Below are 17,444 nucleotides of genomic sequence, written 5' to 3' on the forward strand. Positions count from 1 at the left end.
AGGAGCCACAAGTGACCGTGCCGAAGTTAGCCCTGATCGAGAACACCGGCGCCGCGCTCGGCAAGAGCCGGGCCGAGGTCGTCGTGATCGGGACGCTGCAGGGCGACAAGGCCGTGACGCTGGCGCCGGGTGCCGAGGCCGTCGACGCGGCCTTCGACGGGAAGCTCGCCGAGCTGCTGGCGACCGTGGGCGCGACCGGCAAGGCCGAGGAGGTCGTCAAGCTGCCCACGCTGGGCAAGCTGCCCGCCGCGGTCGTGCTGGCCGTCGGCGTGGGCAAGGCCGCCGACGACGGCACCGTGACCGCCGAGCAGGTGCGCCGCGCCGCGGGCGCCGCCGGGCGCGCGCTGGCCGGCACCGCGCGGGCGGTGTGCACACTGTCCGCTGTCGACCTGCAGGCCGCGGTGGAGGGCACCGCGCTGGGCGCCTACAAGTTCACCGAGTACAAGTCCGAGCCCGGCGACGCGCCGGTGGCCGCGGTCGACTTCGTCTCGCCCGCCGAGGGCACCAAGCGGGCGCACACCGCGACGCTCAAGGCCGCGACGGCGATCGCCGAGGCCGTGATCATCGCCCGCGACCTGATCAACACCCCGCCGAACGACCTGTTCCCGGCCTCCTTCGCCGAGCGCGCCCGCAAGCTGGCCGAGGCCAACGACCTGGACTTCGAGGTGCTCGACGAAAAGCAGCTCAAGCGCAAGGGTTTCGGCGGCATCCTCGGCGTCGGCGGCGGCTCGTCCCGCCCGCCGCGGCTGGTGCGGGTGTCGTACAAGGGCCCGAAGGCGGCGAAGAAGGTCGCGCTGGTGGGCAAGGGCATCACGTTCGACTCGGGCGGCATCTCGATCAAGCCGGCCGCGAACATGGACCACATGACCTCGGACATGTCCGGGGCCGCCGCGGTGCTCGCCTCCGTGGTGCTCGCGGCCAAGCTCAAGTACCCGCTCGAGGTGACCGCCAACATCCCGCTCGCGGAGAACCTGCCCTCGGGCACCTCCTACCGCCCGGGTGACGTGCTGCGCATGTACGGCGGCAAGACCGTCGAGGTGCTCAACACCGACGCCGAGGGCCGCCTGGTGCTGGCCGACGCGATGGTCCGCGCCGCCGAGGACGACCCGGACTACCTGATCGAGACCTCGACGCTGACCGGCGCGCAGATGGTCGCGCTGGGCAACCGCACGGCCGGGATCATGGGCTCGGACGACTTCCGCGACCGGGTGGCCGCGATCGCGCAGGCGACCGGCGAGGGCGGCTGGCCGATGCCGCTGCCCGAGGAGCTGCGCGGCGACCTGGACTCGCGGCTGGCCGACCTGGCGAACGTGACCGGGCACCGCTGGGGCGGGATGCTCGCCGCGGGCATCTTCCTGCGCGAGTTCGTCGCCGAGGGCCTGCCGTGGGCGCACATCGACATCGCGGGCCCGTCGTTCAACACCGGCGGCCCGTGGGGCTACACCGGCAAGGGCGGCACGGGCGTCCCGGTGCGCACCATCGCCGCGGTGCTGGCGGACATCGCCGACCAGGGCTAGCCCGGGGTCACGGCGCGGCGGACGGTTTCGCGGAGGAGCGCTCGGCGGCGGTCGTGGACGTCGCCGGGCTCCCCGGCCGTCGCGGCGTAGACGTGGCTAGCCCGGCGCAGGAAGCTCGCTCGGCGGGCAGCGGTGGCAGGCCCGCGACCGCCGCCGTGCTCGCCTCCGCGCCGCACGGGATCACCGCCGAGGCCGAGGTGCTCCCCTCGGCCGGGGTGAACGAGCGCCTGGCGCGGGGCGACGTCCGCTACCGCTTCGTCCTCGATCCGTCCGACCTGGACTGACGTCAGCCCCCGGCGCGCTTCTGCCGCTCTGTGTATTCGCGCATGCGCTTGGGGTAACCGACTTTCGCGACCTCGTAGACCGGGATCGAATGCTTGCGCCCGAACTGCTGCGCGGCGTCCAGGCTGCCGATCCGCCGCCGCGTCCATTCGCCGTCGTGCGCGACCAGGACGACCGTGGTCTCGGTGACCGTCGTCCGCGGCTCCACGAACGCCTCGACGCCCCGCCGCGCGGCCGCCCAGCCCTCCAGATGACGCAGGTCAGCGTCGCTGGCACGGCGCAGCGTGCCCGGTTTCCCGGCGCCGCGCCTGCGCTTCAGACCGTCGAACAGACCCACCTCGACCACCTCATCTCCGCCGGCCCTCCCCCGCCATTATCCCGGCGATCAGAAGTGCGCCGATTAACACACCCGGCTACCTCGCAGGGCCGGACTCCGTAGTGACAAGATGATGAGGGTTTGGACGTAAAACGAGGAGTAAATGACGTGAGCGACGCTGGCGCCGACCTGGTGATCCTCGGTGGCGGATCCGGCGGCTACGCCGCGGCTTTCCGCGCCGCGGAGCTGGGCCAGTCCGTCATCCTGATCGAGAAGGACAAACTGGGCGGGACGTGCCTGCATCGCGGCTGCATCCCGACCAAGGCACTGCTCCACGCCGCCGAGGTCGCCGACACCGCCCGCGAGGGCGAGCAGTTCGGTGTGAAGACCACCCTGGAGGGCGTCGACATCGCCGGCGTCCACAAGTACAAGGACGGGGTCATCAGCCGCCTCTACAAGGGGCTGCAGGGCCTGGCGAAGGCCCACAAGGTCACCGTCGTCGAGGGCACCGGCACGTTCGTCGGCGGCACCACGGTCGAGGTGGACGGCACCCGGTACACGGGCAAGAACCTGATCCTGGCCACCGGCTCGTACTCGAAGACCCTGCCGGGCCTGGAGCTGGGCGGCCGGATCATCGCCAGCGACGAGGCGCTGACCCTGGACTGGATCCCGGAGAAGGTCGTCGTGCTCGGCGGCGGCGTCATCGGCGTCGAGTTCGCCAGCGTGTGGGCCTCCTTCGGCGTGGACGTGACGATCGTCGAGGCGCTGCCGCGGCTGGTCCCGGCCGAGGACGAGTTCGCCAGCAAGCAGCTCGAGCGCGCGTTCCGCCGGCGCAAGATCGGCTTCAAGACCGGCGTGAAGTTCACCGGCGCCAAGCAGGACGACAACGGGGTGACCGTGTCCCTGGAATCCGGTGAGACGCTGGAGGCCGACCTGCTGCTGGTCGCCGTCGGCCGCGGCCCGAACACCGCGGGGCACGGCTACGAGGAGGCCGGCGTCAAGATGGAGCGCGGTTTCGTCCTCACCGACGAGCGCCTGCGCACCAACCTGCCGAACGTCTACGCCGTCGGCGACATCGTGCCCGGCCTGCAGCTCGCGCACCGCGGCTTCGCCCAGGGCATCTTCGTCGCCGAGGAGATCGCCGGGCTGCAGCCGAAGGCGATCGACGAGGCGGGCATCCCGCGCGTCACCTACAGCCACCCCGAGGTCGCCTCCGTGGGCCTGACCGAGGCGGCGGCGAAGGAACGCTACGGCTCCGACGTGAAGACCTTCACGTACGACCTGGCCGGCAACGGCAAGAGCCAGATCCTCAAGACTTCCGGCGCGATCAAGGTGATCAAGGCGCCGGACGGGCCGGTCGTCGGCCTGCACCTGGTCGGGGACCGGGTCGGCGAACTGATCGGCGAAGCCCAGCTGATCTACAACTGGGAGGCCTTCCCGGAGGACGTCGCTCCGCTGATCCACGCCCACCCGACCCAGACCGAAGCCCTCGGCGAAGCACACCTCGCCCTGGCCGGCAAGCCACTGCACGTGCACAGCTGAGCCGGACCGCAGCCGACAAGATTCAAGGGAGTCAATTCACGATGGCCTTCTCCGTCACACTGCCGGAGCTCGGCGAGAGCGTCACCGAGGGCACCGTCACCCGCTGGCTGAAGCAGGAGGGTGACACGGTCGCGGTCGACGAGCCGCTGCTGGAGATCTCCACCGACAAGGTCGACACCGAGGTCCCGTCGCCGGTCGCCGGCACGCTGCAGAAGATCGTCGCCCAGGAGGACGAGACCGTCGAGGTGGGCGGCGAGCTCGCCGTGATCGACGACGGTTCCGGCGGCGGTTCCGCTCCGGCGCAGGAGCAGGCGCCCGCGCAGCAGGCCGAGCCGGAGCCCGAGCCGCAGCAGCAGGCCGCCCCGCAGCAGCAGGAGGCGCAGCCCGCCCCCAGTGGTTCCGCTCAGGGCGGTTCTGCCCAGGGCGGTTCTGCTCAGGGCGGTTCTGCCCAGGGTGGTTCTGCTCAGGGCACGCCGGTCACGCTGCCCGAGCTGGGCGAGAGCGTCACCGAGGGCACCGTCACCCGCTGGCTGAAGTCGGTCGGCGACACGGTCGCGGTGGACGAGCCGCTGCTGGAGATCTCGACCGACAAGGTCGACACCGAGGTCCCCTCGCCGATCGCCGGCACCCTGCTGGAGATCAGCGTGCAGGAGGACGAGACCGTCGAGGTCGGTGGCACGCTCGCCATCATCGGCGACGCGAGCGCCGCGCCCGCCCCGCAGCAGGAGCAGCAGAAGGCGCCGGAGCCCAAGCCCGAGCCGAAGCCGGAACCGAAGCCCGAGCCGGCCCCGGCCGCGCAGGCCCCCGCACCCCAGCAGCAGGCGCCCCAGCAGCCCGCGCCGCAGCAGCCGGCTCCGCAGCCGCAGGCCGCCCCGGCCGCGAGCGACGGCAACGGCAGCGGCCCGTACGTCACCCCGCTGGTCCGCAAGCTCGCCACCGAGCACGGCATCGACCTGGCGACGGTGACCGGCAGCGGTGTCGGCGGCCGCATCCGCAAGCAGGACGTGCTGGCGGCGGCCGAGGCGAAGCAGAAGCAGAGCGCTCCGGCTCCCGCCGCGCAGGCCCCGGCCGCCGCGCCGAGCGCCCCCGCGGCGAAGGCCCCCGCGGCCCCGTCGCCGGAGCTGGCCGCGCTGCGCGGCACCGTGCAGAAGGCGACGCGGATCCGCCAGGTCATCGCGCAGCGCACCCGCGAGTCGCTGCAGAGCTCGGCGCAGCTGACCCAGGTGTTCGAGGTGGACGTCACCAAGATCGCCCGGCTGCGTCAGCAGGCGAAGGCCGCCTTCCAGGAGCGGGAGGGCGTGAAGCTCACGTTCCTGCCGTTCTTCGCCAAGGCGACGGTCGAGGCGCTCAAGCAGCACCCGAACATCAACGCCTACCTGGACGAGGAGAAGAAGGAGATCACCTACTTCGGCGAGGAGCACCTCGCCGTCGCGGTGGACACCGACCGCGGCCTCCTCTCGCCGGTGATCCACAAGGCGGGCGAGCTGAACCTGGCCGGCCTGGCCCGGGCGATCGCCGACGTCGCGGCGCGCACCCGCGCGAACAAGATCAAGCCGGACGAGCTGTCGGGCGGCACCTTCACGGTGACCAACCTGGGCAGCAACGGCGCCCTGTTCGACACGCCGATCATCAACCAGCCGCAGTCCGGGATCCTGGGCGTCGGCGCGGTGGTGAAGCGGCCGGTCGTGGTCACCGACGCCGAGGGGCAGGACACCATCGCCATCCGGTCGATGGCCTACCTGGCCCTGACCTACGACCACCGCCTGATCGACGGCGCCGACGCGGGCCGGTTCCTGACCACGATCAAGAACCGCCTCGAAGAGGGCCACTTCGAGGACGAGCTGGGCCTGTAACCGCTTGACCGGGGACCCCCTCCGCCGGTATTCCGTAATTACGGAAAACTGGAGGAGAGGGTCTTCGTGCTTTCCCGGCGCACGCTGCTCGGCTCCGCGGCACTCGCCGGCGCGGCCACGCTCGCCGTGCCCGCGACCGCGGTCGCCGACACGTCCACCCCGCAGGGCTGGTTCGATTGGATCGCCCGGCACCGCGACCAGGTCGGCGCCTTGGCCGTGGACGCCGACGGGCGCCGGGTGGCGCACCGGCCGCACGCCCAGCAGGTCCTGGCGTCCACGATCAAGGTCGTGCACCTCGCCGCCTACGCCGCCGCGGTCGAGCATGGCCTGAACCCGGACGAGCCGGTGCTGCTCGGCGACTGGGAGGCGTTCTACCCGTTCGGCGGCGACGGCGGCGCCCACCTGTCCGCCCTCCGGGAACTCGGCATCCCGCACACGGACCGGGGCAACGCGCTCGACCCGGACGCGACGGTCCCGCTGGACCGGCTGGCCCGCGCGATGATCGTCTTCAGCGACAACGCCGCGGCCGACTACCTGCGCGACCGCCTCGGCGACCGGGCCCTGACCGCCGCGGCCGCCCGCGGCGGCTGGCTCCGGCCCGACCTCCGGTCGTTCTGCGGCGAGGTGCTCCTGCTGCTGTTCCCCGAGTTCCTCCCGCGCTCCCCCGCGCTGCGGCCCGCCGCGGGCGACCGGCTGGCGCGCCGGTTCGCCACCGAGCCGGCGTTCCGGGACGAGGTGCTCGCCCGCTTCCAGACCGCGCCGGGTGCCGACGCCCAGGTGGCCTGGACGCGCGGGCACGGGCGCGGGAGCGCGGCCGGGCTGTTCGCGATGCACCGCGCGCTCGCGGCCGGACGCTTCGGCGAGACCGTCGTGCGGCGGCACCTGGAGGAGCCCTTCGCCGCGCTCGTCCCGCCCGGCGCCGCGGCGGTCGCGTTCAAGGGCGGCAGCCTGCCGCGCGTGCTGACCGCCGGGATGACCGTGCGGTGGCCGGGCGGACGCGCCGCGACCCTCGCGCTCCTGCTCGACGACGTGGCCGACGTGGATTTCGCCCACCAGGGGCCGTTCGTGCGCGCCGGGCTCGCCGCACTGTCCACGCGGGAGGGTTTCGACGGGTTCGCGCGGGCACTGCGCGGCTGACCGTCATGCTGGGTCCGTGAACGACGACGTGCTCAACCGTCTGGCGGACCTGGAACGCCGGGTGGCCGCGCTGGAAAGCGGCGCCAGGGCGGACGGGACCGGTGTGGTCGCTTACCGCGGCCGCACCGAGGAGCCGCTCGAACTCGAGTGGGAGATCACCGTCACCCCGGCCCGCGCGCTGGCCCTGGACGACGGTCCGCGCGCGGAAGTCCTGGCGGCGCTGGGCAATCCGGCGCGCCTGGCGATCGTGCGGGCGCTGGCCGCGAGCGGGCCGCAGCCGGCCGCCGCCCTCCAGGAAGCCGCCGGCCTCGGCTCGACCGGGCAGCTCTACCACCACCTCAAAGCACTCACCGGCGCCGGGATCGTCGAGCCGGACAAGCGCGGCAGCTACCGGTTGCCCGCCCGCGCCACGATCCCGGTACTCGTGCTGCTGACCGCGGCCGCCGACGTCGCCGGGCAACTGCGGTGAGGGAACGTGCGCGAACCGGCGGCGTGCGCAACCATCGGGGTATGCGAGTACTGATCGCCGGCTCCAGCGGGCTCCTCGGCTCGGCGCTCGTCGCCGCGCTGCGCGACTCCGGGCACGACGTGCGCCGCCTGGTGCGGCGCCCGGCCCGGGCCGCGGACGAACACTCGTGGGACCCGCCGGCCGGGCGGATCGACGACCGCGCCTTCGAGGACGTCAGCACCGTCGTCAACCTGTGCGGCTCGCCGATGGGACTGCGGTGGAGCGCGGCCCGCAAGCAGATGATCCGGGACAGCCGCGTCGAGCCGACCGAGGTCCTCGCCGAAGCGGTCGCCGAGTACCGGATCCCGGCGCTGGTGAACGCCTCCGGCGTCGGCTACTACGGCGACACCGGCGACACGGTCGTCACCGAGGACTCGCCGCGGGGCGACGGCTTCCTGGCCGAGCTGTGCGAGGCGTGGGAGGAGGCGACGGCACCCGCGGCCGAGGCCGGTTCCCGCGTGGTCAACCTGCGCACCGGCCTGGTGCTCGCGAAGGGCGGCCTGATCGGGCCGCTGAAGCCGCTGTTCTGGCTCGGCCTGGGCGGGCGGCTCGGCGACGGCGGGCAGTACATGCCGTGGATCAGCCTGCGTGACCACGTGGCCGCGGTGCGGTTCCTCCTCGAACACGAGACGCTGTCCGGCCCGGTGAACCTGTGCAACCCGGAACCGGCGACCAACGCCGAGTTCACCCGCGCGCTCGGGCACGCGCTGCGTCGGCCGGCGCCGTGGTGGGTGCCCGGTTTCGCGCTGCGCGCCGCGCTCGGCGAGGTGGCCGACGAGATGGCGCTGATCTCGCAGCGCGCGGTCCCCGCGGTACTGGAGAAGGCCGGGTTCACGTTCGTGCACACCGACCTGGAGGGCGCACTGGCGGTGGCCCTGTGACCAGGTGGCTCCCGCTCGGCGGCGCGTTCTTCGTCCTGTTCCTCGGGCTGGGCGTGGCCGTCGCCCGGCCGCCGTACGCCGTCGACCGGGCCGTGGCGGGCCTGGTGCAGGGCTGGTGGCGGGACACCCCGGGCCGGGTGGCGCAGATCGTCAGCGACGTGTTCGGGCCGGTCGTGCCCGCGACGTTCGCGATCGCGCTGGCCATCGGGATCCTGGTGTGCTGGCGCCGCGGCATGCGCTACCAGGCCGGCGTCGGCCTGCGGGTGCTGGCCGTGCTCGCCACGACCCGGCTGGTGAGCGTGGTGTTCAAACCGCTGTTCGACCGTGACCGGCCGCGCGAGTACCCGGAGTTCAGCTACCCCAGCGGGCACGTGGTGTCGATCTCCAGCACCGGCCTCGCGGCGACGCTGCTGTGCCTGTGGCTGGCGCCGAAGCTGACGAAGTGGGTCGTGGTGTTCTTCTCGATCGCGATCGTGCTGTGCGCGGCCAGCCGGGTGGTGCTCGGGGTGCACTGGGTCAGCGACACCATCGGCGCCGTCCTCGGCGTGCTGGGCGTCGGGTTCGTCACCGGCTGGGCGGTGCGGTTGCTCCCGCCACAGCCCGTGCCGTCGCCGGCGCGGGCGGCGTAACCTGCCAGACGTGAGTCCACAGTCCTGCCGCGCCGCCGGCGCCCCCGTCACCGTCAAGAACGTCGGCACCATCGACTACCTGCAAGCCTGGGAGCTGCAGCGGGAGCTGGCGACCGCGCGGGCGGAGTGCGAAGAGGCGTCGGACACGCTCCTGCTGCTGGAGCACCCCTCGGTCTACACCGCGGGCAAGCGCACGGAGGAGTCCGACCGGCCCACCGACGGCACGCCGGTGATCGACGTCGACCGCGGCGGCAAGATCACCTGGCACGGGCCGGGACAGCTGGTCGGCTACCCGATCGTGAAGCTGGGCGACCCGATCGACGTCGTGCACTACGTGCGTCGCCTGGAGGAGGCGCTGATCCGGGTGTGCGACCAGTTCGGTGTCTACACCGGACGGGTCGAGGGCCGCAGCGGCGTGTGGGTGCCCGCCGACGAGCGCGGGCCGGAGCGCAAGATCGCGGCCATCGGCATCCGCGTGCAGCGCGGCGTGACGATGCACGGCTTCGAGCTGAACTGCAACGCCGACCTGACCGCGTTCGACAAGATCGTGCCGTGCGGGATCCGGGACGCCGGCGTGACGTCGCTGTCGTTCGAGCTGGAGCGGGACGTCCCGGTCGCCGAGGCGCTGCCCCTGGCCCGCGACGCGGTGCTGGCCGCGCTGGACGGCGAGCTGGCGGTGTCGGACGACCGGTGGCTGCGGCGCGAGGACTCGGCGCCCGCCGCGCCGGGCGTGACGTTCGCCCTCCGGCCCTGAGCCGCGCCCGGGGCCGGAGGACGCGCGGTCACAGCTGCGGGGCGACCTTCGACGCGATCAGCTCGAGGTGGTCCAGGTCGGACAGGTCCAGGACCTGCAGGTACAGCCGGGTGACGCCGGTGGCCTCGCGGTAGCGGCCGATCTTGTCGACCACCTCGTCGACGGTGCCGGCCAGGCCGTTCTGCTTCACCTCGCCGGTCTCGCGGCCGATCGCGGCGGCGCGGCGGGCGAACTCGGCGGCGTCCTTGCCGACGGCCACCACCTGCGCCGCGGACCGGATGATCTCCTGGGGGTCGCGGCCGATCTCGCGGCAGGCGGCGTCGACGCGCTCGAACTGGGCGGCGCCGGTGGCCGAGTCGACGAACGCGACGTTGAACTCGTTGGCGAAGCGCGCGGCCAGCGCCGGGGTGCGCTTCTTGCCGCCGCCGCCGATGATCACCGGCGGGCGCGGCGACTGGGCCGGCTTGGGCAGCCCGGGCGCGTCGGCGAGCTGGTAGTGCTTGCCGTCGAAGGAGAACGTCTCGCCCTCGGGGGTCTCCCACAGGCCGGTGATGATCTCCAGCTGCTCGGCGTAGAGGTCGAAGCGCTCCTTGATCTCCGGCATCGGGATGCCGTAGGCCTGGTGCTCGGCGTCGTACCAGCCGGAGCCGAGACCGAAGTCGACGCGGCCGCCGGACATCTGGTCGACCTGCGCCACGGAGATCGCCAGCACCGACGGGTGGCGGAAGGTGGCGGCGGTGACCAGCGTGCCCAGCCGGATGCGGGAGGTCTCGCGGGCCAGCGCGCCGAGGGTCACCCACGCGTCGGTCGGGCCGGGCAGCCCGGAGGCGGAACCCATCTTCAGGAAGTGGTCGGAACGGAAGAAGGCGTCGAAGCCGTTGTCCTCGGTCGCCTTGGCGACGCGCAGGAGATCGTCGTAGCTCGCGCCCTGCTGGGGCTCAGTGAAAATCCGAAGGTCCACGAGCCCACCCTAAGGAATATCCGGTGAACGGCTTGCGTGGCGGTGCGGGTGGCGGAACCTGAGGCGGCCCCTCGCTGTGGGATCGCCTCCTCATGAACGCCAGTTCACCACGTCGGCGCTGTCCTCGCGAGGAACCACCTCAGAACCCGCGGCGGTGCAAGCATGGCGGCGCGACGCAAAGGCTAGGCGGTGCGCCGAACCCGGTGCAGCAGCTGCACGATCACCGCTTCGATCTGGGCGCCGACCTTCTTCGGGTCCGGTGAGCTCGCGATCTCGGTCGCCGCGCTGTGCAGGGCTCCGAACAGCAGCCGCGCGGTGATCTCGACCGGGACCTCGTCCACCTCGCCCGCCTCGATCAGGTCCTCCAGGCTCGACCGGATCAGCCCGAAGCTCGCCCTGTCCTCGGCCTCCCGCCAGCGCTCCCAGCCCATCACCACCGGCGCCTCGTGGATCGCGATGCGCTGGTAGGCCGGGTCGAGGCAGCTGGAGATGAACTCGCGCAGCCCGGCCAGCGCCCGCTCCCACGGCGTGCCGCTGCCGCCCATGATCTCTTCCAGGCGCCCGAAGACCCGGCTCTCGACCTTCTCGAACGCCGCTTCGAAGAGCGCCTGCTTTCCACTGAAATGGTGATACAGGGCACCCTTGGTGACGCGGGCGCGCTTGGCGACCTCATCGAGCGAAGTGCTCGCGTAGCCCCGTTTGGTGAACAGCTCCACCGCGCTGTTCACCAGGGCCGACCGCGTGGACTCCGAATAGTCGAGACGCCTGGACCGCATTGTCACCACGCTCACAAGCTTACGCCGGTTTCCGTTTCCATACCCGTGGTATGTTCACTGTGTCGGCACCATACCGACAGTATGCTTCAAACCCAGAGTATGGCCGGGGTCACAACAGTGGAGGACCCATGAGCTGGAACGACTTCTACCGGCGGCGCGACATCCTGGACGCCGTCCTGACCGCGGCGGCCCGCGACCCGCGAGGCCCGCTGCCCTTCGAGGAGATCCCCGGAGCCGAGCAGGCCTTCGGCACGCGCGAGAACCTCATGGCCGCGCTGCACTACCGCTGGACCCAGCTGCTCAGCGGTCACCTGCGTGCCCAGACCGAGGGCGAGGACGACCACGTGGACGCGGTCAAGCGGGCGTTCACCGCTGCCGTGCGGCGCAACCGCGCGCTCTACGAGGTCGTCGCCACCCACCGGGACTCCTACCCCGCGCTGAAGACCGCGCACCGCGCCGAGCAGGCGATGCTCGCCGTCGCGGCCGGGCTGGCCGAGCCGGACGAGCCGGTGGAGGAGGTGGCCAAGGTCGGCGCCGCCTTCGAGGCCCTGCTGACCGAGGGCCCCGGCCTGCGTCCCGCGCGGCCGTTCAACCGCCTGCTGCGGATGCTGGCCCCGAGCGCGTGATCTTCCCTAGTATCCGGGCATGAAAACCTGGACCGAGGCCGACATCCCCGACCAGACGGGCCGCACGGTGCTCGTCACCGGCGCGAACTCCGGCCTCGGTCTGCAAACCTCCCTCGTGCTGGCCGCCAAGGGCGCGCGCGTGCTGATCGCCTGCCGCAACCCGGAACGCGGTGAGCAGGCGCTGCGCACCGTTTCCGCGGCCGCGGCGGTCGCCCCCGAACTGATCTCCCTGGACCTGGCCGACCTCGCGTCGGTGCGCGCGGCCGCGCAGCGCACCGAGGAGATCACCAGCGGCAGGCTCGACGTCCTGATCAACAACGCCGGCCTGATGGCCGCGCCCAAGAGCCGCACCAAGGACGGTTTCGAGCTGCAGTTCGGCACCAACCACCTGGGGCACGCGGCACTGACCTGGCTGCTCATGCCCGCCCTGCGGCGCGGCACGGACGCCCGGGTGGTGACGCTGTCCAGCCTCGCCGCCACCGGTGGCCGCGTCGACTTCGACGATCCCGGCTTCGAGCACCGGCGCTACAACCCGGCCGCGGCGTACGCGCAGTCGAAGATCGCCAACCAGATCTTCGCGCTCGAACTGGACCGCCGCCTGCGCGCCGCCGGTGACGACGTGATCAGCGTGGCCGCCCACCCCGGCTACACGGCGACCAGCCTGAACTCGAACATGGCCAACGCGCAGGGCCACCCGGTCGTGCGCGCGATCGTCGGCGGGGTGACCTTCCTGGGTGACCTGCTCATCGCGCAGGGTGTCCGGACGGGCGCGCTGCCGTCACTGATCGCGGCCACCGCGCCGGACGTCAACGGCGGTGACTACATCGGCCCGCGCCTGTTCCGCGGCATCCGCGGCAACCCCACCGTGGTGCCGCCGCTGCGCCCCGCGCTGGACCGCGAGACCGGCCGCAAGCTGTGGGAGCTGACGGCCAAACTGACCAGCGTGACCCCCGACCCAGCGTAGGTCGTCGCCCCCTGCCGAGAGCGTACGCTGGGGCGCGTGACTGTTGTGCCTGAAGGTCGGAAACTGCTGCGGCTCGAGGTCCGCAACAGTGAAACCCCGATCGAGAAGAAGCCGTCCTGGATCAAGACCCGCGCGAAGATGGGGCCGGAGTTCACCGAGCTCAAAGGCCTGGTCCGCCGGGAGGGCCTGCACACGGTCTGCGAAGAGGCGGGCTGTCCCAACATCTACGAGTGCTGGGAGGACCGCGAGGCGACGTTCCTCATCGGCGGTGACCAGTGCACCCGCCGCTGCGACTTCTGCCAGATCGACACCGGCAAGCCGGCCGCGCTGGACCGCGAGGAGCCGCGCCGGGTCGCCGAAAGCGTTCAGGCGATGGGCCTGCGCTACTCGACCGTCACCGGTGTCGCCCGCGACGACCTCGAAGACGGCGGCGCGTGGCTGTACGCCGAGACCGTCCGCCAGATCCACGCGCTCAACCCGGGCACCGGCGTCGAGCTGCTGATCCCGGACTTCAACGCCGACCCCGGCCAGCTGGCCGAGGTGTTCGGCTCCGCGCCCGAGGTGCTCGCGCACAACGTCGAGACCGTGCCGCGGATCTTCAAGCGCATCCGCCCCGGCTTCCGCTACGCGCGGTCGCTGGAGGTCATCACCCGCGCCCGCGAGGCCGGGCTGGTCACCAAGTCGAACCTGATCCTCGGCATGGGGGAAACCCCCGAGGAGGTCGAGCCGGCGATGCGCGACCTGGTGAACGCGGGCTGCGAGATCCTGACGATCACCCAGTACCTGCGCCCGTCGGTGCGGCACCACCCGGTGGACCGGTGGGTCAAGCCGGAGGAGTTCGTCGAGCACGCCAAGGTCGCCGAGGGCCTCGGGTTCGCCGGGGTGATGGCCGGGCCGCTGGTCCGCTCGTCCTACCGGGCCGGCCGGCTGTACGCCCAGACCAAGCGGCACCGCGGCGAGGAGCTGCCGGAAAACCTGGCCCACCTGGCCGAGGCCGGGCCCGCCGCGCAGGAGGCCAGCAGCCTCCTGACGCGCTGAAAGTCGGGGGAATTCCCTGACGAAAGTGCGCCGCGGGCCCGATACCGTGCACGGTAGTTTGAAGGGGTCAGCAGGGGCGTAACGGACAGGGGAATCGCACGTGGCGTTGGTAACCGACATCCTGGAATGGCTGCAGGCACTACCGCAGCCGGCGTTGGTCGGCGCGACGGGCGCGCTCGTGTTCGCCGAGTGCACGATCGGGCTGGGTTTCATCGCCCCGGGCGAGTCGGGACTGCTGGTCGCCGCGACCACGGCCAACACCGCGCCGCGGTTCCTGATCCTGTGGGCGGTGGTGTCGGTGTGCGCCACCCTCGGCGACTCGCTCGGGTACGCGATCGGGCGGAGGTTCGGGCCGCGGCTGCGGGAGACCAAGCTGATCCAGAAGTACGGCACCGACGCCTGGGACAAGGCGACCGACGTGCTGCACCGCAGAGGCGCGTGGGCGGTGTTCTTCGCGCGGTTCCTGCCGGTGATCCGGACGCTGACCCCGGCCGCGGCGGGCACTTCCGGCCTGGAGTTCCGGAAGTTCCTGCCGGCCGCGGCCGCGGGCGCGATCAGCTGGTCGCTGCTGCACATCAGCCTGGGCGCCGCCATGGGCGAGGCGGCCAAGCGCATCGAGGGCATGCTGAACACCGGCGGCCTGATCGTGGTCGGCGTCCTGGTCGCGGTGGGCGTGTTCTTCCTGCTGCGGTGGAAGAAGAAAAAGGCGATGGGCAAGCTCGAGCAGCGCACCACGGAGCCCAGCAAGGCCGAGTGAGGCAGCGCACGAACGCAGAACTCACCTCCCCGAACGCAGAACTCACCTCCCCGAGCGTGGGACTCGCGGTCACGAGCGTGGAACTCGCGGCAGCCGCGAGTCCCACGCTCCGGCGCGCGAGTCCCACGCTCCGGCGCGCGAGTTCTGCGTTGCGGCGCGCGAGTTCTGCGCTCGTGTGCGGTCAGCGGGCGGCGGCGATCAGCGCCTTCGCCGCGGCCACGTCGAGCGTCGCGTGCACACCGAAGTCCACGGTCGTCGTCGGCGTCGGTTCGGCCGGGCGGCGGGGTGCGGCGTGCACGTGCCGGACCCTGGTGGCGTCGAGCACCTGGCGGACGTTGTGCGGGCGGATCCCGCCGCACGCCATCACCGTCAGCCGGTCCCCGGCGGCCGCCGCCATCCGCCCCAGCACCGGCGCACCCTCCACCGCGGTCCTGGCCTGACCGGAGCTGAGCACGCGCCGCACGCCCAGCTCCGCCAGCACCTCCAGCGCCGCGAGCGGGTCCGCGCACACGTCGATCGCCCGGTGGAACGTCACCTCGCGGCCGTCCGCGGCGGCCACCAGCTCCCCGACCACGCCCCGGTCGACCTCGCCGGCCGCGGTCAGCGCCCCGACCACCACCCCCGGCGCCCCGGCCGCGACCGCGTGCCGGACGTCGGCGAGCATGGCGTCCACCTCGGCCGGCGCGTAGCGGAACCCGCCGTCCCGCGGGCGGATCAGCACGTGCACCTCGGCCCGCGCGCAGCGGGCCAGCGTGGCCGCGAGCAGCCCGGGGCCGGGCGTCAGTCCGCCGAGCGCCCCGGCGGCACACAGCTCGACGCGGTCCGCGCCGAGCCGGTCCGCGGCGATCGCACCATCCACCGTGTCCGTGCTCAGCTCGACGAAGGCCATCGCCGAGTAGTACCACGGCTCAGCCGGTCGCGTACCGCCGCGCGACGTTGTCCTCGGTGGACGCTCCCGCCCGCCAGTCGGCGATCCACGGCCCGGTGCCCTCGCTCGGGTCCAGCACACCCTCCTCGAGCCAGGTGTAGGCGCCGTCCAGGACCCGGTCGGTGAGCCGGCGGTCGGCGTCGTCGGTGTTGCGCCACAGGCCCTCGAACAGCACCTCGATCCGCACCCGCGCCTGACGGCAGAACACGTCGGCCAGCTCGTAGGCGGCCTCGCCCTCCCGCACGTCGTCCTCGCGCTGCATCTCCGCCCGCACGCACGCCGCGGACATGGCGAACAGCTCGGCGCCGATGTCGACGATCCGGCCCAGGAAGCCCTGCCGCTTCTCCAGCCCGGCCTGCCAGCGCGCCATCCCGTAGAACGTCGACCGCGCCAGCTTGCGCGCCGTGCGCTCGATGTAGCGCAGATGCGGCGCGAGCTGCCCGAACTCGGCGAACGACGTGGGCACCTGGCCGCGGCCGGTGACCAGCTGCGGCAGCCACTTCGCGTAGAACCCGCTGGCCTTGGCGGCGGCCTTGGCCTTGGCGGGCAGGTCCGCCTCCAGGTCGGCGAGCGCCCCGGCGGCGGCCAGGTGCGCGTCGACCGCTTCCCGCGCGATGAGCAGGTGCATGATCTCGGTGGAACCCTCGAAGATCCGGTTGATCCGCAGGTCGCGCACCAGCTGCTCGACGCCGGCCGCGCGTTCCCCGCGCGCGGCCAGCGACTGGGCGGTCTCGTACCCGCGGCCGCCGCGGATCTGCATCAGCTCGTCGGCGATCTTGCAGGACATCTCGCTGGCGTAGAGCTTCGCCAGCGCCGCCTCGATGCGGATGTCGTTGCGGCCCTCGTCGCTCATGTGGCCGGACAGCTCCTGCACGCTCTCCAGCGCGTACGTGGTCGCGGCGATGAACGAGATCTTGTTCGCCACCGCGGCGTGCCCGGCGATCGGCTTGCCCCACTGCACGCGCGCCGCGGACCACTCGCGGGCGATCTTGAGGCACCACTTGCCCGCGCCCGCGCACATCGACGGGATCGACAGCCGGCCGGTGTTCAGCGTCGCCAGCGCGATCTTCAGCCCCTTGCCCTCGCCGCCGACGACCGCGTCCGCGGGCACCCGGACCTGGTGGAAGCGGGTGACGCCGTTCTCGATACCGCGCAGGCCCATGAACGCGTTGCGCCGCTCGACGGTGATGCCGGGCGAGTCCATCTCGACGATGAACGCGGTGATCCCGCCCGGGTGCCCCTCGCTGCGCGGCACGCGCGCCATGACGACGACCAGCTCGGCGACGACCCCGTTGGTGGTCCACAGCTTGACGCCGTCGAGCAGGTAGCCGCCGTCCTCGGTCGGGGTCGCGGTGGTGGCCAGGCGCGCCGGGTCGGAGCCGACGTCGGGTTCGGTGAGCAGGAAGGCGGTGACCGCACCCTTCGCGCAGCGCGGCAGGAACTTCGCCTTCTGCTCGGGCGTGCCGGCCAGCTTGAGCGGTTCCGGCACGCCGATCGACTGGTGCGCCGACAGCAGCACGCCCAGCGTCGGGTGGACCGAGCCGAGCAGCGCGAGCGCGCGGTTGTAGGCGACCTGGGACAGCCCGAGCCCGCCGTACTCCTCGGGGATCTTGATGCCGAAGCAGCCCAGCTCGGCCAGGCCCTTCACGTACTCGTCGGGGATGCGCGACTCGCGTTCGATCACCGTGCCGTCGAGGGTCTCGGCGTACTCGCGCAGGCGGGTGAGGAACTGCTCGGCCTTCGCCGCGGCGGCCGGTTCGGCACGCGGGTGCGGGTGGACGAGGTCGAGCCGGAAGCGGCCGAGGTACAGCTCCTTGGCGAACGACGGCTTGCGCCAGCCGCTTTCCCGGGCCTCCTCGGCGACCGCGCGGGCTTCCTTCTCCGTCACCTTCGGCTGATCAGCCACCGGACACCTCCGCGCTACGCCGTCAATGGTTTGTGACCAGTGTTACTCGCTGGTAGTGCGGAAGGGAAG

The 17,444-nt window shown here is 72.4% G+C and carries 18 protein-coding genes; 13 read left to right on the forward strand and 5 right to left on the reverse strand.

The genetic code is table 11. From position 1 onward, the window contains the following. Positions 1-11 precede the first annotated feature (11 nt). Positions 12-1,517 (forward strand): leucyl aminopeptidase, encoded by a 1,506-nt coding sequence (locus L1857_RS28535; RefSeq protein WP_249466814.1) that lies wholly within the window; start codon positions 12-14, stop codon positions 1,515-1,517. 92 nt (positions 1,518-1,609) lie between these two features. Then, positions 1,610-1,801, forward strand: coding sequence for a hypothetical protein (locus L1857_RS28540; protein WP_205413225.1), 192 nt, complete (start codon positions 1,610-1,612; stop codon positions 1,799-1,801). Positions 1,802-1,803: 2 nt separating this feature from the next. Here the strand turns inward: L1857_RS28540 and L1857_RS28545 are convergent, their stop codons facing one another. Then, entirely contained in the window at positions 1,804-2,145 is a 342-nt protein-coding gene (locus L1857_RS28545) for an oxidoreductase (RefSeq protein ID WP_094004322.1), read from the reverse strand. A gap of 138 nt (positions 2,146-2,283) precedes the next feature. Here L1857_RS28545 and lpdA point away from each other — a divergent pair, with 138 nt between their 5' ends. The 7 genes from lpdA to lipB all read left to right on the forward strand — a co-directional run bounded on the left by lpdA (position 2,284) and on the right by lipB (position 9,419). After that, a complete protein-coding gene (lpdA, locus tag L1857_RS28550; protein ID WP_094004321.1) occupies positions 2,284-3,657 on the forward strand; it encodes a dihydrolipoyl dehydrogenase in 1,374 nt (457 codons plus the stop codon). A 41-nt stretch (positions 3,658-3,698) separates the two neighbouring features. Beyond that, entirely contained in the window at positions 3,699-5,510 is a 1,812-nt protein-coding gene (gene sucB / locus L1857_RS28555) for a 2-oxoglutarate dehydrogenase, E2 component, dihydrolipoamide succinyltransferase (protein ID WP_116110493.1), read from the forward strand. A 66-nt stretch (positions 5,511-5,576) separates the two neighbouring features. Next, positions 5,577-6,647: a serine hydrolase gene (locus tag L1857_RS28560; protein ID WP_116110494.1), complete on the forward strand. Its 1,071-nt coding sequence runs from the start codon at positions 5,577-5,579 to the stop codon at positions 6,645-6,647. Between the two features lie 16 nt (positions 6,648-6,663). Continuing rightward, positions 6,664-7,116 (forward strand): ArsR/SmtB family transcription factor, encoded by a 453-nt coding sequence (locus L1857_RS28565; protein WP_094004316.1) that lies wholly within the window; start codon positions 6,664-6,666, stop codon positions 7,114-7,116. Between the two features lie 41 nt (positions 7,117-7,157). After that, on the forward strand, positions 7,158-8,036 hold the full coding sequence (locus tag L1857_RS28570) for a TIGR01777 family oxidoreductase (RefSeq protein ID WP_094004315.1): 879 nt from the start codon (positions 7,158-7,160) through the stop codon (positions 8,034-8,036). After that, positions 8,033-8,665, forward strand: coding sequence for a phosphatase PAP2 family protein (locus tag L1857_RS28575; RefSeq protein WP_116110496.1), 633 nt, complete (start codon positions 8,033-8,035; stop codon positions 8,663-8,665). Before L1857_RS28570 ends, L1857_RS28575 begins: the two co-directional genes overlap by 4 nt. 10 nt (positions 8,666-8,675) lie before the next feature. After that, complete coding sequence (gene lipB, locus L1857_RS28580) at positions 8,676-9,419, forward strand: lipoyl(octanoyl) transferase LipB (protein WP_429727963.1); 744 nt, start codon at positions 8,676-8,678, stop codon at positions 9,417-9,419. Between the two features lie 28 nt (positions 9,420-9,447). Here lipB and L1857_RS28585 read toward each other — a convergent pair whose 3' ends face one another. Together L1857_RS28585 and L1857_RS28590 are read right to left on the reverse strand one after the other, a co-directional pair. Beyond that, complete coding sequence (locus L1857_RS28585) at positions 9,448-10,380, reverse strand: LLM class F420-dependent oxidoreductase (protein WP_116110498.1); 933 nt, start codon at positions 10,378-10,380, stop codon at positions 9,448-9,450. 182 nt (positions 10,381-10,562) lie between these two features. Beyond that, positions 10,563-11,156: a TetR/AcrR family transcriptional regulator gene (locus L1857_RS28590; RefSeq protein WP_094004311.1), complete on the reverse strand. Its 594-nt coding sequence runs from the start codon at positions 11,154-11,156 to the stop codon at positions 10,563-10,565. A gap of 128 nt (positions 11,157-11,284) precedes the next feature. On the opposite strand from L1857_RS28590, the gene L1857_RS28595 reads away from it, so the two are divergent. From L1857_RS28595 to L1857_RS28610, 4 genes are all read left to right on the forward strand, one after another. Beyond that, on the forward strand, positions 11,285-11,782 hold the full coding sequence (locus L1857_RS28595) for a hypothetical protein (protein WP_094004310.1): 498 nt from the start codon (positions 11,285-11,287) through the stop codon (positions 11,780-11,782). Positions 11,783-11,801: 19 nt separating this feature from the next. Continuing rightward, the gene (locus L1857_RS28600; RefSeq protein WP_116110500.1) at positions 11,802-12,746 is read left to right on the forward strand and encodes an oxidoreductase; all 945 of its coding nucleotides are present in this window, start codon (positions 11,802-11,804) and stop codon (positions 12,744-12,746) included. 36 nt (positions 12,747-12,782) lie between these two features. After that, on the forward strand, positions 12,783-13,784 hold the full coding sequence (lipA, locus tag L1857_RS28605) for a lipoyl synthase (RefSeq protein ID WP_116110501.1): 1,002 nt from the start codon (positions 12,783-12,785) through the stop codon (positions 13,782-13,784). A 100-nt stretch (positions 13,785-13,884) separates the two neighbouring features. After that, positions 13,885-14,541, forward strand: coding sequence for a DedA family protein (locus tag L1857_RS28610; protein WP_094004307.1), 657 nt, complete (start codon positions 13,885-13,887; stop codon positions 14,539-14,541). Positions 14,542-14,722: 181 nt separating this feature from the next. Here L1857_RS28610 and L1857_RS28615 read toward each other — a convergent pair whose 3' ends face one another. Both L1857_RS28615 and L1857_RS28620 read right to left on the reverse strand, forming a co-directional pair. Next, positions 14,723-15,430, reverse strand: coding sequence for a copper homeostasis protein CutC (locus L1857_RS28615; protein ID WP_116110502.1), 708 nt, complete (start codon positions 15,428-15,430; stop codon positions 14,723-14,725). Between the two features lie 19 nt (positions 15,431-15,449). Further along, positions 15,450-17,375: an acyl-CoA dehydrogenase family protein gene (locus L1857_RS28620; RefSeq protein WP_249466817.1), complete on the reverse strand. Its 1,926-nt coding sequence runs from the start codon at positions 17,373-17,375 to the stop codon at positions 15,450-15,452. Positions 17,376-17,444: the final 69 nt, after the last annotated feature.

Origin of the sequence: Amycolatopsis thermalba, from assembly GCF_023376025.1 — a bacterium.
Lineage (GTDB): Bacteria > Actinomycetota > Actinomycetes > Mycobacteriales > Pseudonocardiaceae > Amycolatopsis_E > Amycolatopsis_E thermalba.